At 53.1% G+C, this 20139-nt stretch carries 16 protein-coding genes; 9 read left to right on the plus strand and 7 right to left on the minus strand.

Annotation, left to right across the window (positions count from 1 at the left end):
- Positions 1 to 24 precede the first annotated feature (24 nt).
- The 3 genes from HEQ60_RS01945 to tpiA form a co-directional block, all read right to left on the minus strand.
- Complete coding sequence (locus HEQ60_RS01945; protein WP_168068909.1) at positions 25 to 1653, minus strand: CTP synthase; 1629 nt, start codon at positions 1651 to 1653, stop codon at positions 25 to 27.
- A 182-nt stretch (positions 1654 to 1835) separates the two neighbouring features.
- Positions 1836 to 2147 carry a preprotein translocase subunit SecG gene (secG, locus tag HEQ60_RS01950; RefSeq protein WP_168068911.1) on the minus strand — a complete coding sequence of 104 codons (312 nt, stop codon included), beginning with the start codon at positions 2145 to 2147 and terminating at the stop codon, positions 1836 to 1838.
- 152 nt (positions 2148 to 2299) lie between these two features.
- Positions 2300 to 3061 (minus strand): triose-phosphate isomerase, encoded by a 762-nt coding sequence (gene tpiA, locus HEQ60_RS01955; protein ID WP_168068913.1) that lies wholly within the window; start codon positions 3059 to 3061, stop codon positions 2300 to 2302.
- A gap of 246 nt (positions 3062 to 3307) precedes the next feature.
- On the opposite strand from tpiA, the gene HEQ60_RS01960 reads away from it, so the two are divergent.
- Positions 3308 to 5182 carry a peptidyl-prolyl cis-trans isomerase gene (locus HEQ60_RS01960; RefSeq protein ID WP_168068915.1) on the plus strand — a complete coding sequence of 625 codons (1875 nt, stop codon included), beginning with the start codon at positions 3308 to 3310 and terminating at the stop codon, positions 5180 to 5182.
- Between the two features lie 87 nt (positions 5183 to 5269).
- Positions 5270 to 6802 carry an anthranilate synthase component I gene (trpE, locus tag HEQ60_RS01965; protein ID WP_168068917.1) on the plus strand — a complete coding sequence of 511 codons (1533 nt, stop codon included), beginning with the start codon at positions 5270 to 5272 and terminating at the stop codon, positions 6800 to 6802.
- Between the two features lie 23 nt (positions 6803 to 6825).
- On the opposite strand, the gene HEQ60_RS01970 is transcribed toward trpE, so the two are convergent.
- The 3 genes from HEQ60_RS01970 to HEQ60_RS01980 form a co-directional block, all read right to left on the minus strand.
- Positions 6826 to 7035 (minus strand): heavy-metal-associated domain-containing protein, encoded by a 210-nt coding sequence (locus tag HEQ60_RS01970; protein WP_168068919.1) that lies wholly within the window; start codon positions 7033 to 7035, stop codon positions 6826 to 6828.
- Positions 7028 to 8224, minus strand: a complete 1197-nt coding sequence (locus HEQ60_RS01975) for a divergent polysaccharide deacetylase family protein (protein ID WP_168068921.1) — start codon at positions 8222 to 8224, stop codon at positions 7028 to 7030. The genes HEQ60_RS01970 and HEQ60_RS01975 overlap by 8 nt, the downstream gene beginning before the upstream one ends.
- A gap of 207 nt (positions 8225 to 8431) precedes the next feature.
- The gene (locus tag HEQ60_RS01980) at positions 8432 to 10663 is read right to left on the minus strand and encodes a heavy metal translocating P-type ATPase (RefSeq protein ID WP_168068923.1); all 2232 of its coding nucleotides are present in this window, start codon (positions 10661 to 10663) and stop codon (positions 8432 to 8434) included.
- 202 nt (positions 10664 to 10865) lie between these two features.
- Between HEQ60_RS01980 and HEQ60_RS01985 the strand changes: the two genes are divergently transcribed.
- From HEQ60_RS01985 to lexA, 4 genes are all read left to right on the plus strand, one after another.
- Positions 10866 to 11462: an anthranilate synthase component II gene (locus HEQ60_RS01985; RefSeq protein WP_168068925.1), complete on the plus strand. Its 597-nt coding sequence runs from the start codon at positions 10866 to 10868 to the stop codon at positions 11460 to 11462.
- A 3-nt stretch (positions 11463 to 11465) separates the two neighbouring features.
- Positions 11466 to 12515: an anthranilate phosphoribosyltransferase gene (trpD, locus tag HEQ60_RS01990; RefSeq protein WP_168068927.1), complete on the plus strand. Its 1050-nt coding sequence runs from the start codon at positions 11466 to 11468 to the stop codon at positions 12513 to 12515.
- Positions 12512 to 13306, plus strand: coding sequence for an indole-3-glycerol phosphate synthase TrpC (gene trpC / locus HEQ60_RS01995; RefSeq protein ID WP_168068929.1), 795 nt, complete (start codon positions 12512 to 12514; stop codon positions 13304 to 13306). Before trpD ends, trpC begins: the two co-directional genes overlap by 4 nt.
- 125 nt (positions 13307 to 13431) lie before the next feature.
- Complete coding sequence (gene lexA, locus HEQ60_RS02000) at positions 13432 to 14145, plus strand: transcriptional repressor LexA (protein WP_168068931.1); 714 nt, start codon at positions 13432 to 13434, stop codon at positions 14143 to 14145.
- Between the two features lie 15 nt (positions 14146 to 14160).
- Here the strand turns inward: lexA and HEQ60_RS02005 are convergent, their stop codons facing one another.
- Complete coding sequence (locus HEQ60_RS02005) at positions 14161 to 16383, minus strand: ComEC/Rec2 family competence protein (protein ID WP_168068933.1); 2223 nt, start codon at positions 16381 to 16383, stop codon at positions 14161 to 14163.
- 128 nt (positions 16384 to 16511) lie between these two features.
- Here HEQ60_RS02005 and gltX point away from each other — a divergent pair, with 128 nt between their 5' ends.
- The 3 genes from gltX (at position 16512) to HEQ60_RS02020 (ending at position 20126) form a co-directional block, all read left to right on the plus strand.
- Entirely contained in the window at positions 16512 to 17927 is a 1416-nt protein-coding gene (gene gltX / locus HEQ60_RS02010) for a glutamate--tRNA ligase (RefSeq protein WP_168068935.1), read from the plus strand.
- Positions 17928 to 18002: 75 nt separating this feature from the next.
- On the plus strand, positions 18003 to 19304 hold the full coding sequence (gltA, locus tag HEQ60_RS02015; protein WP_168068937.1) for a citrate synthase: 1302 nt from the start codon (positions 18003 to 18005) through the stop codon (positions 19302 to 19304).
- Positions 19305 to 19409: 105 nt separating this feature from the next.
- Positions 19410 to 20126, plus strand: a complete 717-nt coding sequence (locus tag HEQ60_RS02020; protein WP_168068939.1) for a substrate-binding periplasmic protein — start codon at positions 19410 to 19412, stop codon at positions 20124 to 20126.
- Positions 20127 to 20139: the final 13 nt, after the last annotated feature.

Consider the following 20139-nt stretch of genomic DNA (forward strand, 5'->3'; position numbering starts at 1 on the left):
GACAGGGTTAAGCTACACAATCCATCAAACCAAACGGGACTTTGTAACCGCAGCCTGAATAAAGGATGTAAATAGTGGGTGTGGGTCAAAAGGCTTGGATTTCAACTCCGGGTGAAACTGCACACCAATGAACCACGGATGATCTGGATACTCAACAATTTCCGGCAACAAGCCATCCGGAGAAAGCCCAGAGAAACGCAGACCCGCTGCTTCAAGCTGCTCACGGTAATGCACATTCACCTCATAACGGTGCCGATGGCGCTCAGAAATACGCTCATGCCCATATATGGACCGTACCTTGCTACCCTCTGCCAAAAGACACTCATAGCTCCCCAAGCGCATGGTTCCTCCCATGTCATTGGTAGAGGATCTTTTGACAAGCTCTGTGCCACGCAACCATTCTGTCATCAACCCAACCAAGGGCTCACTGGTCGGGCCAAACTCCGAGGACGAGGCATCAGGCAGATCGGCCAGATGGCGTGCGCATTCGATAACGGCCATCTGCATACCAAAACAAATGCCGAAATAAGGAATCTTATGCTCTCTCGCAAAGCGGGCAGCACGGATCTTGCCCTCAGCCCCACGTTCTCCAAAGCCACCGGGCACCATGATGCCATCAACGGACTCAAGAAAACGCGCAGCATCCTCTCGTTCGAAAATCTCGGAATCAAACCACTCAAGCTGAACCTTGACATTATTGGCAATACCGCCATGAACCAAAGCCTCGGAAAGAGACTTGTAGCTATCAAGAAGGCTTGTGTATTTGCCAACAATACCAATCGTCACAACACCTTCGGGCTTTGTAACCCGCCCGACAATTGTGTGCCAACGCCCCAGATCCGGAGAGACATCACAGGGAAGGCTAAAGTGACGGCAGACCTGCGTATCCAGACCCTGTGCGTGATAGTCTATCGGCACCTGGTAAATCGTGGGAGCATCAAGGGCCGCAATTACATTCTTTTCGTTGACATTGCAGAACAGCGCAATCTTCCGACGTTCGCTTTCCGGTATAGGCCTATCGGAACGGCACATCAGAATATCAGGCTGGATCCCGACCGACAAAAGCTCCTTGACGGAATGCTGTGTGGGCTTGGTCTTCAGCTCACCAGCTGTCGGAATATAGGGCAAAAGGGTGACATGAATCACCATCGCCCGTTCGCGACCCAGCTCGTTACCCAGCTGGCGAATGGCTTCAAGAAACGGCAGGCTTTCTATATCACCAACCGTACCCCCAATTTCGCACAGGCAAAAGTCTTCATCAGTCAGATCAGACAGGATGAACGTTTTAATCTGGTCCGTAACATGGGGAATAACCTGAACAGTTCCCCCCAGATAATCGCCCCGACGCTCTTTCTCTAGCACGGTACGATAGATACGGCCCGCAGTTACGTTGTCGGAACGACGCGATGCGACGCCTGTAAAGCGCTCATAATGACCAAGGTCAAGATCAGTCTCCGCGCCGTCATCCGTGACATAAACCTCGCCGTGCTGGGTCGGACTCATGGTGCCGGGATCAACGTTAAGATAGGGGTCAAGCTTGCGAAGCCGTACCTTGTATCCCCTTGCCTGAAGACTGGCCCCCAGCGCAGCAGAGGCAAGCCCCTTGCCAAGGGAAGAAACTACACCGCCTGTAATGAAAATAAAACGGGTCATGGTCCGCTAACTCTTGCCTTCAAAATAAAAACGACGCAGAAGCCCAGATCGACAGGCACCGGAACAAAGTCCGGTACTGCATACAGTCAACACGCAGAGCCGCCTACTGACCAGAACAGGGCCTCAAGGGAATAATGCCCGAAAATCCCGGCACAAAACGGGGCGCCTGCCACACTGTGACTTTACTCAGGAAGGGGGACCGAAGGCTCACCCGAAGCCTGACCAGACGGCGCAGAAGCAGGTTGCCCCGGAGCATCCAGAATGGAATCAGCCCGGTTCCCACCCGCCAGAACAGCCAGAATCATGCTGGTTGAAAAGAATGCAACAGCCAAAAGAGCTGTCGCACGGGTCAGAATGTTACCCGCCGCACGCCCCGAGACAAAGCCCGCATTCCCGCCGATGCCAAGAGCACCTCCCTCGGAACGCTGAAGCAAGATGACGCCTACAAGAGCCATGGCAATCAGAAGATGAATAACAAGGACAACCGTAATCATGAGATAGTGCAACCTGTCAAAGGGCTGGTCTGCGACATCCGTATCCAACCCACATGGGTATCTGGGATTTCAACGCACGGCCTGAATCATCAAACGGGCATTTTTAATGCCCTTGACGCCAGGATGCCAGAACAAATTACCATTTTTTATATTCATCTGACCGCAGCAGTCACAATGGCCCAAAAATCATCCAGGATCAGACTGGCTCCACCGACAAGGGCACCATCAACATCCCCCAAACCCAGGATCTCCGCCGCATTGGAAGGCTTCACAGAACCACCATAGAGGATGCGTGTGGCGCCAGAATCATCCCCAGTTGCCTTTACAAGAAGACGCCGTATCTCCCCATGCACATTCGCAATCTCTTCCGTAGACGGCACCTGACCGGATCCGATGGCCCATACCGGCTCATACGCTATGATCGTATTGGCATATGTTGCGCCGGCCGGAAGCGACTCCTGCACCTGTCGCCCGACAACAGCAAGAGTTTCCCCCCTGTCCCTTTCCGAGCTGTTCTCGCCAACGCATATAATCGCAACCAAGCCAGCAGCTTGGGCTGCCTGAGCCTTGTCTTTGACCTGCGCACTGCTTTCTGCATGCCCCGCACGCCGCTCGGAGTGCCCCAGCAGAACATGGGAAGCACCAACATCACGCAGCATCCAAGCCGACAGATCACCGGTAAAGGCACCCTTCTCGGCACGGTGGCAATCCTGCCCCCCTATGGCTACAAGCGTATCATCAAGGGCACGCGCCATGTAGTCCAGCAGGGTTGACGGGGGGAAAAGCGCAATGTCAACCGCAACATTGCCTATGGCATGACAACGGGATGCAAGGCCCTCCGCCATAAGCTCCGCATCAGCACGCAGACCGTTCATTTTCCAGTTTCCGGCAATCAAAAGGCGCTTCTGACCCATAGGCTCGGCTCCTTACCTTCTTGAGATACACCCGCTTGATTCCGCACACAACGGAGCAAACAAAAGCTGCCCTTGTCTAACACGTTGGAAGCGCCTTTCCAATGAACGAACACGCCAGAAAATGGGTTTGAAAAGAAAATTTCCATACTCAACATCACGATCGATCCAGGATGCCGGTTGCCCGTACGCCATGGTATGCTTATCATATGCTCCCCGATGTCACTCTGGACTGAACCAGGAAAAAACATGCTTGATGCGCTGCGCAAATCTACCGGCTCTCTGGTGGCGAAAATTCTTTTTGCTGTTCTAATTCTCAGCTTTGGCATCTGGGGGATCGGGGATGTTGTCAATTCCAGAGCCAATAACAAGCCTGCCCTCACGGTAGGTGATATCGAAATCAGCGGCCTTATGCTCAAGGACCAACTGGCGCGCCAGATGGACAGGCTCCGTCAGATCTTTGGCCCGGGCTTTGACGCTGATGCAGCCCGGCAGATTGGCCTGATAGAAAGCACTGTCTCGTCGCTTTCAGCCTCCGCCGCACAAGAAATGCTGGCACGTGATCTTGGTATTGTCGTTTCTGACACTGCCCTGAGGGAAGTAACCATACAGCAGCCGGCTTTCCAAAATGCTGAGGGTGCATTTGACCGTGTACGCTTCAACCAAGTTCTGGCTGCCAATAACCTGACAGAACAAGGCTGGCTTGACATGGCCCGCAAGGACTTGGTTCGCGCCCGCCTTGAGGATGCCTTGACCAGCGGCATTGTGACACCACTCAAAATGGCAGAGGCATTATACCGCATTCGCGAGGAACGCCGCGACGCCTATGTCCTGCAAATCAGTGCAGCTGCACAGGACGTGGCAGTTCGACCGGATGACAGCGCTCTGCACGCCTTCTACGAAGAGAATAAAGGTGTGTTTGCAGTGCCTGAGACACGGGATCTTTCTGTTCTCATCATGAATTCAACCATGCTTGAAAGCAGAATAACGGTTAGTGACGAGGATATTGCCAAATATTATAGTACAAACCAGGACCTCTTTACGACCCCAGAGAGCAGACCGGTTACGCAGGTCATTGTCGAAACCGAAGATGCCGCCAAACATATCCTGTCGCAGGTAGAGGCCGGTTCAAGCCTTGCCGATGCCGCGATCAACACCGGATCAGGAAAGCCTTTGGATATGGGGCTCATCACCAAAAATAGCCTGCCCGAGGATATTGCAGCCGCCGTCTGGTCCTTGCCCGGGAATGGGGTGTCCCAACCAGTTCAGTCAGCTGTGGGGTGGCATGTCTTTTCTGCTGGGCCCCGTGTTCCAGCACAGACAAAACAAGTTGAATCTGTATCAGAAGATATCAAAGCCCAGCTGAAGCGTGAAAAAGCTGCCGAGGGATTCTATGATGTCGCACAGCGCATTGAGGATAGCCTTGCCTCCGGTAAAGGCCACAAGGAGATTGCAGACACGTTCGGCATCAAGCTTATAGAAGCTGTTTCAATTGCGGCTGATGGGTCGAGCCTATTGCCAGCCGATCTTGAAGAAGATGTTCTCAAAGAAGCATTTGCGTTGGGTCAGGGCGAGGAAAGCCGCCTGATTCACGTGGATGGCGGCGCTTTTGTTGTGAAGGTCAACGCCGTTCATGCGCAGACAATCCAGCCATTCCAGGAGGTACGGGAAAAAGTTGATGCCTTGTGGAAGAAAAATGCACAAAAGACTGCTGCCGCTGCTATGGCAGAACAACTCGCAGCCGAACTGACATCCGGGAAAGCGCCGCACGACATTATTAACAAGGCACGCGGTATAACGGCCAGCAAGATATCGGAAATTGGACGGGACGGACGGCAAGTCAACAAGACAGACAACCCCATGCCTCCACAGATTGTGCAGACCCTCTTTACCCTGCCGACCGGAACAGCAGCCGTGATAAAAGATGATCAAAACGCCTACGTCCTGCGCGTAGACATGATCAGACCCCCAGATCCAAGCAAAGATGGCCATGGCGTAGCGACCGTGCAGAACAATGTACATTCTGCCTTGGTCAACGATGTAACCAGAATCATTACTGATACTCTCATTGACCGTTACGGCATGCATGTCAATCAAGACGTTATAAACAACCTGTTGCCATAAATCACACAGCATGCTTTAACCGCTGGCGCGTACGGGGCTTCTAGAACAAGGCCCCGTACAGTTCCCTTACAAGGAGTCTTGCGCGCCATGCAAACCAATGTGTCATTCCAGACGTTTGAGTCCTCTTGGAAGGCTGGAAAAGCACAGGTTCTCTGGCGCAGCATATCCGCCGACATGGACAGCCCCCTGTCCGTCTTTATCAAGCTGAAGCAGTCAGATCCCCTCGCCTTTATCATGGAGTCCGTCGAAGGTGGAGCTATCAGGGGGCGTTATACCTTCATGGGCCTCAACCCTGATCTTGTCTGGCGCAGCCTGTCCGGAAGTGCCGAAGTTAACCGCACAGCCAATCTTGCTCCCAACTGCTTTACGCATGACGGAGAGGCAATGGAATCACTGCGTCGCCTTATCGAAGAAAGCCACATTGATCTTCCGGACCACCTGCCCCCAATGTCAGCCGGTTTGGCTGGCTATATGGGGTATGACATGGTCCGGCTGGCTGAAAAGCTTCCCAATCCGAACCCCGATACCATTGGCATACCGGATAGCCTTTTTATCAGGCCAACGATCATGGCTGTTCTGGATAATGCGCGTGATGTCCTGACAATCATAACGCCTGTCAGGCCAAATAGTGCGATGTCTGCGGAACACGTGTTTGAAGCAGCCATGGGCCGTATCAATGAGGCCATTGCACGTTTGCAAAAACCAGCTACGGAAGCCACCGCAGTCTGGAAAGAAGGTCTGCAGGCCAATAACAAACCCCTTGCTCCAACCTCTAACACAACGCGGGAACAATTCAGGGGCATGGTGGAACGGGCAAAGGAATATATTGCAAATGGCGATGTCTTTCAGGTTGTTCTGTCGCAACGCTTCCGTATCCCGCTCAAAACATCACCTCTGTCTTTTTACAGAGCTCTGCGCCGCACGAACCCCTCCCCGTTCCTGTTCTTTTTTGACCAAGGTGAATTCTCACTGGTTGGCTCCAGCCCGGAGATACTCGTCCGCCTCCATGACAAGACTGTAACGGTTCGTCCTTTGGCTGGGACACGAAAACGCGGCGCAACGCCAGAAGAAGACAAGCAGCTGGAAGAGGACCTTCTTTCGGATACGAAGGAAATATCAGAACATCTGATGCTTCTGGATCTTGGGCGGAACGATGTTGGGCGTGTTGCACGCCCGGGGACCGTTCGCGTAACCCAGAAAATGTCTGTCGAACGCTATTCGCATGTTATGCATATCGTTTCCAATGTCGAAGGACAGATTGCAGACAACCATGATGCCATTGCCGCACTCATGGCCGGTTTCCCAGCCGGAACAGTATCGGGAGCCCCGAAAGTCAGGGCCATGGAAATTATTGATGAACTGGAAAGCGAGAAACGCAGCTTCTATGCCGGTGCTTTTTGCTATATCTCGGCAAATGGGCAGCTTGATACCTGTATTACACTGCGGACTGGACTGATCAAGGACGGTGAATTGATTATACAGGCTGGTGCCGGCATTGTCGCTGATAGCAACCCTGACAGCGAATATGAGGAGTGCATCAACAAGGCGATGGCGCTTGTGCGCTCTGCACAGACAGCAGGAGAATCTCTGTCCAGAGCAGAAGAGCAAGCCTACATCTGACACGCTCTTTCCATATGGAATACCTAGTCTGCCTGAATATCGAATCCTGCTTGCTCTACAGCTTTTTGCACAGCGGAAAGCTGTAGAGCCTCTTCGGCCTCAAAAGTTACCTCTTGGCGCGACAGATCAACGCGAGCCGAGGTCACACCGGGAATGCTCATAACGGCTTTTTCTACAGTACGGACACAGCCAGTGCACGTCATACCGGAAATCTTTATTGTAACCTCAGCCATTACCTGCTCTCTTCGGTTTGATTAGATCGGCCGCCGGGGTTCCGTAACGCATGTCAATCAGTGTCGACACAGGAACCAAGGCAATACCCTTGCTGGAAAGAGTTGGCAACCAGCGACGCAAGGCCCCTATGGTAGCATCGCGCGGGTGACCGATGGCTATGGCGTATCCACGCCTCTTGGCTAAATCCTCTGTCAGTGCCAATTGTTTCTCGACATAACCCGGCCTGTTCTCATGATCGAGAAAAATATCGCGATCAATGGTACGCACACCTTCCTCCTCTGCAATGCGACCACCGACACTTTGCCCACTGGTGCGGGAATCAAGAAAGAATAGCCTTCGCTGCTTCAAGGCCGTCATCACAACCTTAAGACCGGCCTCATTTTCTGTGAACTTACTTCCCTGATGATTATTGATACCAACATAGTCTTCCATACGGTCCAACATGTTGTGTACCCGGCTTGCAATCTCTTCTTTACCCATGCGAACAAGCAATGCATCGGGACCAGGAGATACCTTTCCCTTCGGCTCCATCGGCATATGCATCATCAACTCGTGCCCGGCAGCAGCAGCAGAACGCGCCTGATGCTTCAGGTCATGCGCAAACGTAAGAAAAGATGTCGTTAACGGTCCCGGCAAATCAATAACACGCCGACTTCGAACTTGGTCAACACCCATATCGTCAATGACAATAGCAACAAAGACAGTGGAGTGTGGTAATGCAGGGTAAGAAGAGCCAGGAGGCAAAGATGCGGTTTTTACTTCAGGCTTCCGTGTTTGTGGTAACGCAGCCTTCTCCTTGACAGAATGAGGCACAGGCAACAACGGGACAACCGCACTGTCTGCTGCAGACGTATTTGGCGATGGCTTTGGCGACGCTTCACGTGGGGCAGAACGCCACTGATCTGAGTACGCTTCTGGTTCCGCCAAAGGTGAAACGCCTTGCAAAGGGGCATCAGCTCGTTCTGCAAACAACGGATCCCGGCCATGGGTTATGTTATCTGCCATAACCCCGATGGGATCACTGCCTTGAGCAGCTAAAAATACAGGCGAAGCAGAACGGTAAATATGCCCGATCACCAAGCCAATAACGACAGCCAGAACCAGTATAACAGCAACCATGCCACCAAATATCGCAGGACGCCGAGAGATTTTGTCAAGAGAACGGAAGAAAGATAAATGCCCGCTCAAGCTGCCTGCCCCTTTCCGGGCACCACGCCTCTCCTTTCGCCCTCGTACGGTTTTTCTGGAAGACGAAACCTTGGAACGCGTTGGTCCGGTACGCGAAAGGCGCTGCTTTGGCAAGGTCCTGATCCTGTTTTGTCTTTACTCTATTATGAAGGGGGGCAGTATACGTGCCAAGGATTCAAGGTGCCACCCCTGTTCTATCCCGGTATGTCATCCGCGGGATAAATCGGGAGGATTCCAGCGCAACAGCGCCAGCGAGCCCAAGACAACGCTGACACTGGAAAAAGCCATGGCTGCCCCGGCAATCACCGGGTCAAGAAGACCCGCAGCAGCCATTGGAACAGCCAAGATGTTATATACAAAAGCCCAAAAAAGATTTTGGCGTATTCTGCCCAGAATTGCTTCAGCAATCGCAAAAGCGTATGGCAACAGGGCAATATCACCGCGCATCAAGACAACAGACGATGATTCCATGGCAACATCAACACCCGAGCCCATTGCAATCGCAACATCAGCCATCGCAAGCGCAGGAGCATCATTGAGACCATCGCCAATCATGCCAACGCCATACCCTGCCGTTTTGAGAGATGTGATAACGTCCGCTTTCTGTTGGGGTAGCGTCTCGGCATAGACGTTGGAAACTCCAACAGCCATGGCAACAGAGCGGGCAGAGCGCATGCTGTCGCCTGTCAACATCACAACATCCAAACCACGGGACTTCAGCCACTGAACAACCCCCGGCGCTTCAGGACGAATACGATCTGCCAAAGCGAAGACAGCTGCTACCGGACCATCATCCGGGGCCAGCCATACCAAGGTCTGCCCCTTATCTCTCCGAAGATCGGCCCACTCCTGCCATGGCTCGCATTCCTTGCCTTCCTGCTGCATACAGACCGATGATCCCAGAATCCAACCGCGCCCGCCAATTTTTCCGCGTATACCCAAGCCGGGCATTTCAATCCAGTCTGTAACAGTTGCGATCTCACACCCTTCCTCCTGTGCCTTTTCCACAAAAGCACGGGCAAGGGGATGAAGGCTCCCCTGCTGAAGGCTGGCAGCAACAGTCAGCATGCCGTCAGGATCATCAGCAAGACGATCAACCACCGCCGGCCGACCTTCCGTCAAGGTTCCTGTCTTGTCCATAACAACGGTAGAGAGCGTGCTTATCTTCTCGAGCGCCGCCGCATCACGCAGAAGAACACCATGGCGGGCAGCAACAGATGTGCCGACGACAAGTGCCGTTGGCGTCGCAAGGCCCAGTGCACAAGGACAGGCAACCACCAGCACCGAAATTGCCGCGATCATTCCCACCTCGAGATTCCCGGCAATCACCCACCACCCCGTAATGGCCATCAAGGCAAGGGCCATAATGCAAGGGACGAAAATCGCTGAAATCCTATCCACCAAAGCTTGCACAGGTGGCTTTGAAGCCTGGGCTGTCTCGACAAGATGAATGATGCGGTTCAGCACAGACTCTGTCCCAACGGCCTGTGCGCGAATTCTCAGAACACCATTGATATTCAGGGAGCCCCCGACAACCGTATCACCAACGCGTTTTGATACCGGCATACTCTCACCGGACAGAAGGGATTCATCCACATCGCCCGCTCCCTCCTCAAGACATCCATCAACCGGTATTCTCTCGCCCGGACGAACGCAAACCACCATTCCCGGAATCACCTGTGCGGCGGGCAACATGTAAAGCCCCTTGTCCGGTATATGGACGCACACCTCATCAGGACGCAGCTTCATCAGGGACTGCAGTGCTGCACCGGATGCGTCACGTGCCCTTCCCTCCAGCCACTTACCAAGAAGCACCAAGGTAATAACCACCGCAGATCCCTCGAAGTACAAGTCCTGGTGATGTCCCCCGGCGCCCCATATGACCCTTTGGACAGACAGACCCCACGCAGCAGATGTTCCAAGGGCCACAAGGCAATCCATTGTGGCATACCCCTTCTTCAGGGCAGACCAAGCCCCACGATAAAAACGGGCTCCTCCGGCTATCTGCACAACGGTCGCCAATACCGCCTGTATCAATACAGGAACACGCCATGAAGAAGACAGCAGGTGCAAAACCATATCAGCGACAAGGGGAAGAGAAAGCAGTCCAACACCAACAAGAAGAACAAGCTCACGGCGCTGTCGCTGTTTTTTGTCATGCTCATAGGCCCGAAATCCCGCCGCCGTTTCGGGCAGGTCTCCGGGAATAAAGCCGGCATCACGAACCGCTTGGCGCAGCGCCTCCTGCCCACCGGCAAATGAGGAACTAATCCAGATATCGGCCCGCTCCAGAGGGAACGAGACACTTGCATGCTCCACACCCTCCAGCCTAGACAAGACTTTCTCAAGACGTGACGCGCAGGCAACACAGGTCATCCCCTGTATGGAAAGACCGATATGACCGGCAAACGATGCAACCTGGGTGCGACGAGAATCCATAGACATCTCTCCGGGCACGATGTACCAAGAACGAGCGACGTGCAGCAGGCATGTCAGAAGCTATCCCTTCGTAATAACAGGCAGGGATACGGGTCAACAGAAATGAAATGCACAACCACATTGTGTGCTTGTATCTTGATTAGCATAGCGTAACAAAAAAATGCCCACAGACGTGCAGTCCCAATCTCCGGAACAGACAGTCATGCCATTGGTTTTAATCGATAATTACGACAGCTTCACCTGGAATCTCTGGCATTATCTGGCAGAGCTGGGGGTGGAAGCAAAAGTTGTGCGTAACGATGCTGTAACAGCCAAGGATGTCATGGCGTGGCGACCAAGGGGGATTGTTCTGTCACCCGGACCATGTGACCCTGACAAGGCCGGCATTTGCCTGGAGCTGATTGAAAAGGCTGCCGGACAGGTTCCGGTCATGGGGGTATGCCTAGGGCATCAGGCCATAGGCCAAGTTTTTGGAGGGCGTGTTGTCCGCGCACCGGAGCCAATGCATGGCAAGATTTCCCCTGTCCATCATACCGGGCAAGGGCTTTTTTCAGGCCTGCCCAATCCCTTCCGGGCTACGCGCTACCACTCTCTTTTGGTCGCTCGCGATTCTCTGCCGGACTGCCTTGAAATCACGGCACAAACTGAAGACGGTTTGATTATGGGCCTGTCGCACCGCACCATGCCAATCCATGGCGTTCAGTTCCATCCGGAAAGCATCGCCAGCGAACATGGCCATGATATGTTTCGTAATTTTCTGAATATAGCTGGTTATACTTGCAATGAAAGGGCCGCCTGAACCATGAGCGGAGGACTGGGAAAATTTCTGCCGCGCTTGGCTGATGGCGAGGTTCTATCTTCAGAAGAGGCCGCCGAGGCTTTTGATGTCATCATGTCAGGACGAGCTACCCCTGCCCAAATCGGTGCCTTCCTGATGGCCATGCGCCTGAGAGGTGAGACCGTTGATGAAATAACAGCAGCGGCCAGGACAATGCGCTCTCATGCTGTGCGGATACAGGCTCCGCCCGGCGCCATCGACATTGTCGGAACCGGTGGTGATGGCAGCGGAACCTACAATATATCTACCGCTGCGGCCCTTGTTGTCGCTGCGGTAGGGGTTCCTGTTGCCAAGCACGGCAATCGCGCTGCATCGTCGCGCTCAGGATCTGCGGATGTTCTGTGCGCACTTGGCCTGAATCTGGACGCCGATTTCACAGTTGTCGAAAAGGCCATGCACACGATTGGAATTGGTTTCATGATGGCTCCTCGCCACCATTCGGCCATGCAGCATGTTGCCCCCGCACGCCGGGAAATTGGTGTCAGGACGATTTTCAATCTCCTTGGGCCGCTGACCAATCCTGCCAGTGCTGATTATCAGCTGATGGGTGTATTTGATCGCAAATGGCTTGAACCGGTTGCCCACTGTTTGGGAAAGCTGGGGCTCAGGCGGGCAACAGTCGTATGCGGTCACGACGGCCTGGACGAAGTAACAACGACAGGCCCAACCTATGCTGCCGAACTCAGGGATGGTGATGTACGGTGCTTTGAGATTGTTCCGGAGGATGCTGGCCTGCCGCGGGCAACTTTGGCTGAACTGAAAGGCGGATCCCCCGAACACAACGCGGAAATGATCCGCAAAATACTGGGAGGTGAGCCGGGTCCATTCCGTAATATTGTGGTTCTGAATGCAGCAGCAGCGCTTGTGACAGCCGAAAGGGTCAATACCTTGCGCGAGGGAGCTGAACTGGCTTGTCGCGCAATCGACAACGGCAAGGCATCCAGCATACTGGCTTCATTGGTGCGCCTTTATGGATCGCATCACTCTGTCAGCGTGCGTGAGGTCAATGTATGAGTGACGTGCTCGAACGCATCTGCGCACAAACCCGTTTGGATCTGGAGCAAAGGAAGAAGAAATTTTCCCTGCGTGACCTGGAAGACAAGGCTACAGCAGCAGACCCGGCCCGTGGCTTTGCCAAAGCCTTGGACCAACATGTGGAGCAAGGACGCTATGGTCTGATTTGTGAAATCAAGAAAGCATCACCGTCCGGTGGATTGATACGCCCCGACTTTGATCCATCTGCACTGGCCAAAGCCTATGAAAAAGGTGGGGCATCATGTCTCTCTGTTCTGACAGATGTTCCCTTCTTCCAAGGATCGGATGCCTATCTGGTTGCGGCCCGCGCCGCTTGCTCCCTCCCTGTCCTGCGCAAAGACTTTATGCTTGATCCATGGCAGATCGTTGAATCCCGTGCCTTGGGAGCGGACTGTGTATTGCTGATTGTGGCAGCACTGGATAAAGCCTTGATGGCAGATATGGAGGCACTGGCCCTGTCGCTGGGAATGGATGCCCTGATTGAAGTCCATAATGAATCTGAGATGGAATGCGCTTTGCTTCATACGCGATCAGGATTGATCGGTGTCAACAACCGTAACCTGCGAACCCTCGAAACCAATCTGGAAACAACCGAGGCATTGGCCGCCATGGTTGGTAAAGACCGCGCCCTTGTTTCAGAGAGTGGACTGAAACAAAAAGCAGATCTCGACAGAATGGCAAAGTCAGAAGCAAAACGGTTCCTTGTCGGTGAAAGCTTGATGCGCCAGAACGATGTTGAGGCTGCTACACTGAGGCTTGCTGTCGCATGATATCGTAAAACCTCTTCTCACATCCAGCCTGTTGGCGTTGACCTGGAGAAAGAACTAAAGTAGAACATATCATCGTTCTTCTGATATCTTGGCTGGCGCCTGCAGCGCTGGGTGGGGTGGGGTCCATGCTTACAAAAAAACAGCACCAGCTTCTCTGCTTTATTGATCTCAAGCTACGCGAGAATGGGGTATCTCCATCTTTTGACGAAATGAAGGATGCCTTGGGACTACAGTCAAAGTCTGGCATTCATCGCTTGATTACGGGATTGGAAGAGCGAGGCTTTATCAGGCGCCTACCTCACCGTGCCAGAGCACTTGAAGTCATACGCATGCCCGAGAAATCATCTGTGCAAGCAGGAATAAAAGGACGCCCTGACGAAACAGTGCGGACAATCAGTCATGTTCGCAGCAACTTCGGGAAACCCCTCTCAGGAATTCCCATTCCTGGTAACAGCGAGGCTGTACAACTCCCCCTCTATGGCAAGATTGCTGCCGGAACACCAATCGAAGCACTATGTGATCAAACAAGCCTAGTGGAAGTTCCTGCCTCCATTCTGTCGGGAGGAGATCACTATGCCCTTACCGTGGAGGGCGATTCCATGATAGAGGCCGGCATTCTTGATGGTGATACCGTGATCATACGGCGCTGCGAGAAAGCCGAAAACGGCACTATCGTTGTTGCGTTGGTTGATAACGAAGAAGCCACCCTCAAACGTCTGCGCCACAAGGGTAATGCAATCGCACTTGAGCCCGCCAACCGTACGTATGAGACACGTATATTTGGCCCGGATCGGGTTACGGTACAGGGACAGCTGGTTGGACTCCTGAGAAGCTACTAGATGAAAAACAGGGCATCAGAAGACATCCACCATTGGCACAGAAGCTTCCGTTTCGTCTTCCTTAGCTTGTAACGCCGGGCGTTGCGAATGGCTCCATAGCCTTTGCCCCTGATCATCGACGACCGTACGAACCTGTATGCCCGTATTATCAAAATAGAAAACATGAGTCCCTGCCCGCTCAAGAGTCCAGCCATCGATAAAGCGATTTGCGTTGCATCTGCTTCGCAAGGGAGAGTTTGATGAAACCTTCAGGGGCGTTATAATAACGTCCACTTGGCTACAGTCTTCAAGGATCGCTTCTTCACGATAGGCAAGTGCAAGACGATACCCACCATGCCGATACAAGCAACCATACGGGTCACAGCGCCAAGGCCTTTCACCCGTACTCCAGCGATCCCAACTTTCCGAACTTTGTCCCCACCTCTCCAGCCATGTGGAACGGGTAAAACGACCGGAACGTCCAGGTAAAAGGATCAACCCTTCCCCGTCACTCACGGCGATTACCCTCGCGTCTCCGCTGACAACAAGTTGTGGAATATCCCGCCATACCCAAGGCGACATGAGCGAAACCAGCAAAACAGGCACCCCCCACCAACGCCATGCACCTTGCCAAACGCAAAGCCAGAAACCTGACAGAGTTGCTAAAACCAAGGCAGTCAATGTCATAGGTGGGATATGAAGGCTGGCATGCGGGAGAGCTGAGATAAGAATAGCAAGCTCCCGGACAAGATCCACGCCCCACGCCAAGGGCATCAAGGCCAATGCTTCCATATCAAACGGCATCAGAACCAGGGCCAGAGCCAACCAAGGCATGATCCAGACAGCTGTCACAGGCACAGCAACCAGATTGGCCAGAAGGCCATAAAGAGGAAGACGGTGAAAATGATAAATGGCGTATGGAGCCGTTGCAACAGTTGCCAAAAGAGTGGAAGAAACAATACCAAACACATACACTGCGCCTGATCGCCAGGCCGCCGACACTGGACCACCCGACCGGGCACGCCAGTTTGTAAGGCGTGGTTGCAAAATCATATACCCCGATATCAAAGCCAGAACAGCGGCAAATGACATCTGGAAAGTGGGCCCGAGAATACTGTCAGGCCTGAAGAGCACAATCAGCAGGGCTGCAACGGCAAGAACGCGGAAGGAAAGAGCCTTACGGTCCAAGACGATGGCACACAACACAACCCCGCTCATGATCCAGGAACGTACAGCCGGAATGCCACTGCCAGAAATCAAGAGGTAAACAGTTGTTGCCAAGAGAGCCAAAACTGCAGCCAATTTCTTGATATCCCACCGCAACGCCACGGCGGGTACCATAGCCAGCCCCCCACGCACGACAACAAAGATAATTCCGGCATAAATTCCTATATTCAGACCAGAAATAGCCAAAAGGTGTGACAGTCCGGCATCGCGATAGGCATCAATTGTAGCAGGAGAAATAGCCTGCCGCTCTCCGGTCACCAAAGCTGCAGCAACAGCCCCCCCATCTCCCGGAATCCCTGCCCTCAGTCGCTGGCCAATGTGTTGGCGCATTACCTCGGTAAAGGCCCAGACAGAATCAGACGGATCCTCACCAATAAACTCTGGAGTACTGACACCGTAACCAACAGCTCCGATCTTCTCGAACCAAGCTATACGCTGAAAGTCATAGCTACCCGGTGCAGACGGCGGCGATGGCGGCAAGAGACCCGCCCGTAGACGTATTCTCTGGCCTGGTAATGCGTGAAAGTCCCTGCGCATGACCAAACGCACACGATTCGGTGTATCTTCAGGTTTAAATCCCATAATAACAATATGTTCAAGAAGAATACGGGATCCGACCGGTAATGGCTCGATCCTGACAACAACCCCCTCAAGAATGACAGGAGGAACCTCCCGCATCAGGACCGGGGCGGATACACTCACCGCAGACTGCTGTGCACACATAAAACCAGCCAGAAAAGCCAAGCTGGCAATAGCGCACCCCATCCAGAAACCACGCCGCACATAAACAGACCATGCCAAGACACACGCACTGACAAAAGCAATAAATACCAACGCACTGATAAGGTATATGGATGGTTCTATATGTAAAGAGAAGTAAACCCCTGCCCCACTGGCAAGAAAGACAGCCCCCCACGGCAAGCCCCAATCCTGCTCCGCCACCATTTTCCAACGAATTTGATCAAAAACATGTGATATGCGAAGGAAAAGACGAAGGAACACCGTGGCTGACAGCCACGTCCGGGCGTACATGTTTACGATCTCCCTGCTGCAAGTGCGCAAAGAATATGCTACGAAGGGCTGCTGCTTGCAAATAGCCTCTGAGGCAGGGCAGTATAGGATCCTTTTTTTGGCATTGGCCCCAAACCTAGGCTTTGTCTATGAATGTTGTTACACGATTTGCACCGTCGCCTACGGGCTTTCTTCATATTGGCGGTGCCAGAACAGCCTTGTTCAACTGGCTGTACGCCAGACATAACGGCGGAAAATTTCTTGTCCGGATTGAAGACACTGATCGGGCCCGCTCAACCCAGGATGCCGTTGACGCCATCTTTGACGGTTTGAGCTGGCTGGGGCTGAACTGGGATGAGGAGCCTGTCTTCCAGTTTTCCAAAGCCCAAAGGCATGCTGAAGTTGCCCACATGCTCGTGGAGCAGGGTAAGGCGTATTACTGCTACTGCTCTCCGGAAGAGCTTTCAGCCATGCGAGACGAGCAAAAAGCCGCCGGGCTGCCTATGCGTTACGATGGTCGCTGGCGTAACCGCCCCGCAACAGATGCGCCAGCCGGCATCAAACCCGTTGTCCGCCTGAAGGCACCCCAGAACGGTGAGACGGTTTTATCCGATCTGGTTCAGGGGGAAGTGCGTGTTGCCAATGCACAACTGGATGATATGGTCCTGCTGCGCGCAGACGGCACACCAACCTACATGCTGTCTGTTGTTGTCGATGACCACGATATGGGCATAACCCATGTCATCCGTGGTGATGACCATCTGACAAACACATTCCGACAGATCCAGCTTTATCATGCATGCGGCTGGGACTTGCCGGTCTTTTCCCATATTCCCCTGATCCATGGACCGGATGGTGCAAAACTGTCCAAACGTCATGGCGCATTGGGTGCAGAGGCCTACCGTGACATGGGCTTTTTACCCGAAGCCATGCGCAACTACCTGCTGCGTCTTGGCTGGGGCCGTGGCGATGAAGAAATTATTTCCACACAACAGGCCATTGAATGGTTTGATATTGCCGATGTAGGCCGGGCACCATCCCGCTTTGACATGGCCAAGCTGACCAACCTCAATGGCATTTACCTCCGTCAGGCTGATGATGCCCGCCTGTGCGACCTGATTATTCCGCTCCTTGAGAAAGAGATACGCCAATCTCTGGACAACAAAGCTAAGGACCTTCTGCTCCGGGCCATGGACAGCCTGAAACAAAGGGCAAAAACGATCAACGAGCTGGCACAATCCGCCCTGTTCTATGTGCAGCCCCGGCCGCTGGCGCTTGAGGAAAAAGCAGCGCGGCAACTGGATGACAACAGTGCCCGACAGGTTCTGGAGGATTTGGTCGTTCGCCTTGACGGTGCAGAGCCTTTCTCGAGAGAGGCCTTGGAAGAGCTTGCGCGTGTTTATTCAGAAGAGAAACTGTTGAAACTGGGAAAGGTCGCCCAACCGTTACGGGCTGCACTCTCTGGCTCAACCGTATCGCCACCCATCTTTGAGGTTATGGAGCTTTTAGGAAAACAAGAAAGCCTGGCTCGCCTGCGCGATGCGCTCGACCGTGCTATTGCGTGATGTTTACTGCTGCCCGTAGGTTGCTCTTCAAGAAAGAGACCTTGTACCAACGCATTTCCAGAGGGGTTTACCAACATGTCGAAAACCAAGAAGACAGTCACGGTCACAGACAACCGGAACGGAAAGTCCTGGGAATACCCCGTCATGGACGGCAGCATTGGCCCCAGCGTCGTGGATATCCGCAAGTTTTATGCCGATACAGGCATGTTCACATATGATCCTGGCTTTACCTCAACGGGATCCTGCGCATCAGGGATCACCTATATTGATGGCGATGAAGGCATTCTGCGTCATCGCGGATATGGCATAGAGGACTTGGCCCAGCACTGCACGTTCCTGGAAGTTGCCTATCTGCTTCTAAGAGGTGAGCTGCCCAACCCAAAAGAACTGAAAGAGTTCGAGGGCACGATCACCTATCACACCATGATCCATGAGCAGGTAACACGCTTCTACCAAGGCTTCCGCCGGGATGCCCATCCGATGGCCATCATATGCGGGGTCGTTGGCGCACTGTCTGCTTTCTACCATGATTCACTTGATATCAGCGATCCACACCATCGCATGATATCCCAGCACCGCATGATTGCCAAAATGCCAACCATAGCGGCATGGGCTTATAAGTACTCCATAGGGCAGCCGTTCATCTATCCCAAGAATGAGCTGAGCTATGCCGAGAATTTCCTGCGGATGATGTTTGCCACTCCGTGCGAGGAGTACAAGATCAGTCCAACCTTGGCAAAAGCCATGGATCGCATCTTGATCCTACATGCTGACCACGAACAAAACGCTTCCACATCAACCGTACGCCTGACAGGATCATCCGGCGCAAATCCGTTTGCTTGCGTTGCAGCAGGTATTGCCTCCCTGTGGGGACCAGCACATGGCGGTGCTAATGAAGCCGTTCTCAAGATGCTGGCCGAAATCGGTACAGTGAAACGGATTCCGGAATGCATCAAACGCGCCAAGAGCAAGGATGATCCGTTCCGCTTGATGGGCTTCGGGCATCGTGTTTACAAAAACTACGATCCCCGCGCCAAGATCATGGCACAGACATGCAAGGAAGTGCTGGACGAGCTGGGCATGAAAAATGAGCCTCTTCTCCAGATTGCGATGGAGCTGGAACGCATTGCCCTGGAAGATGACTACTTTGTCCAGAAAAAGCTCTATCCCAACGTAGACTTCTATTCCGGAATTATCTTCAGGGCTATGGGCATACCGGTAAGCATGTTCACATGTATCTTTGCACTGGCCCGGACAACCGGGTGGATATCGCAGTGGAATGAAATGATTGGCGATCCAGACCAGAAGATTGGCCGCCCACGCCAACTGTTCACAGGGCACGCCCAACGCAAGTTTGTACCCCTGAAGAAACGGTGATCTCTCAGGAGGAAGTGACCGTGACATGCGGTCGCTTCCTCTTCTTCTGGATCAGATCGAAAAAGGCTATGATTGCAAGGATCGTATGTTCATCGAGAGGTCGTGATGCTGAAGTCCCTGTATGGCGCGGCTGTCTCCTTGGCTGTCATCCTTAATGCCGGTGGGGTACAAGCCCAGACCTTCGTCTTCAATACGGAAGAATGGTATCCCTATAGCTATAGCAGCCGCGGAACATTCGTAGGAACTGCAACTGAGATTGTCAGGCTTATGGCCGAGAATGCGGGCATCGCATACACAATTGCCGTTCATCCACGGGCCCGATCCTATAGCATGACGACGAGCAAAAACTTTAACTGCTCATTCCCCGTGCCCCTGTCTGATGAATACAGCAAGAGGCTGAAGTGGATTGCACCGATAGAAATGAATCGGTGGGTTGTTTACAAGAAAAAAGACAGCACATTGGCCCTACAAAACTTGGGGGACCTGAAGGGAAAAACCATCGGTGGCTATGTAGGGGGTAGTGTCAGCGCTTATGTCAAAAGCCTTGGGCTAAAGGTTAATTATGAAACTGTTGATGACGCGAACCCAAGAAAACTTGAGGAAGGAAGCATCGACGTCTGGGCAACAACAGAATTCTCTGCCCTGACCTTGGCCCGAAAAGCAGGCGTTGAAATCGAAGAAGCTTTTGAGATTGAGAAAAATATCATGGGTATTGCATGCAACAATAATATTGATGACCTGACAATAGACAGGCTGCAACAATCCCTCAACGCACTCAACAACTCCGGAGAGGCCGACGCAATCCGTCGGTCAAAATTCTAGGATACGCCGGAAG

The organism is Haematospirillum sp. H1815 (assembly GCF_012102705.1).
GTDB lineage: Bacteria > Pseudomonadota > Alphaproteobacteria > Rhodospirillales > Rhodospirillaceae > Haematospirillum.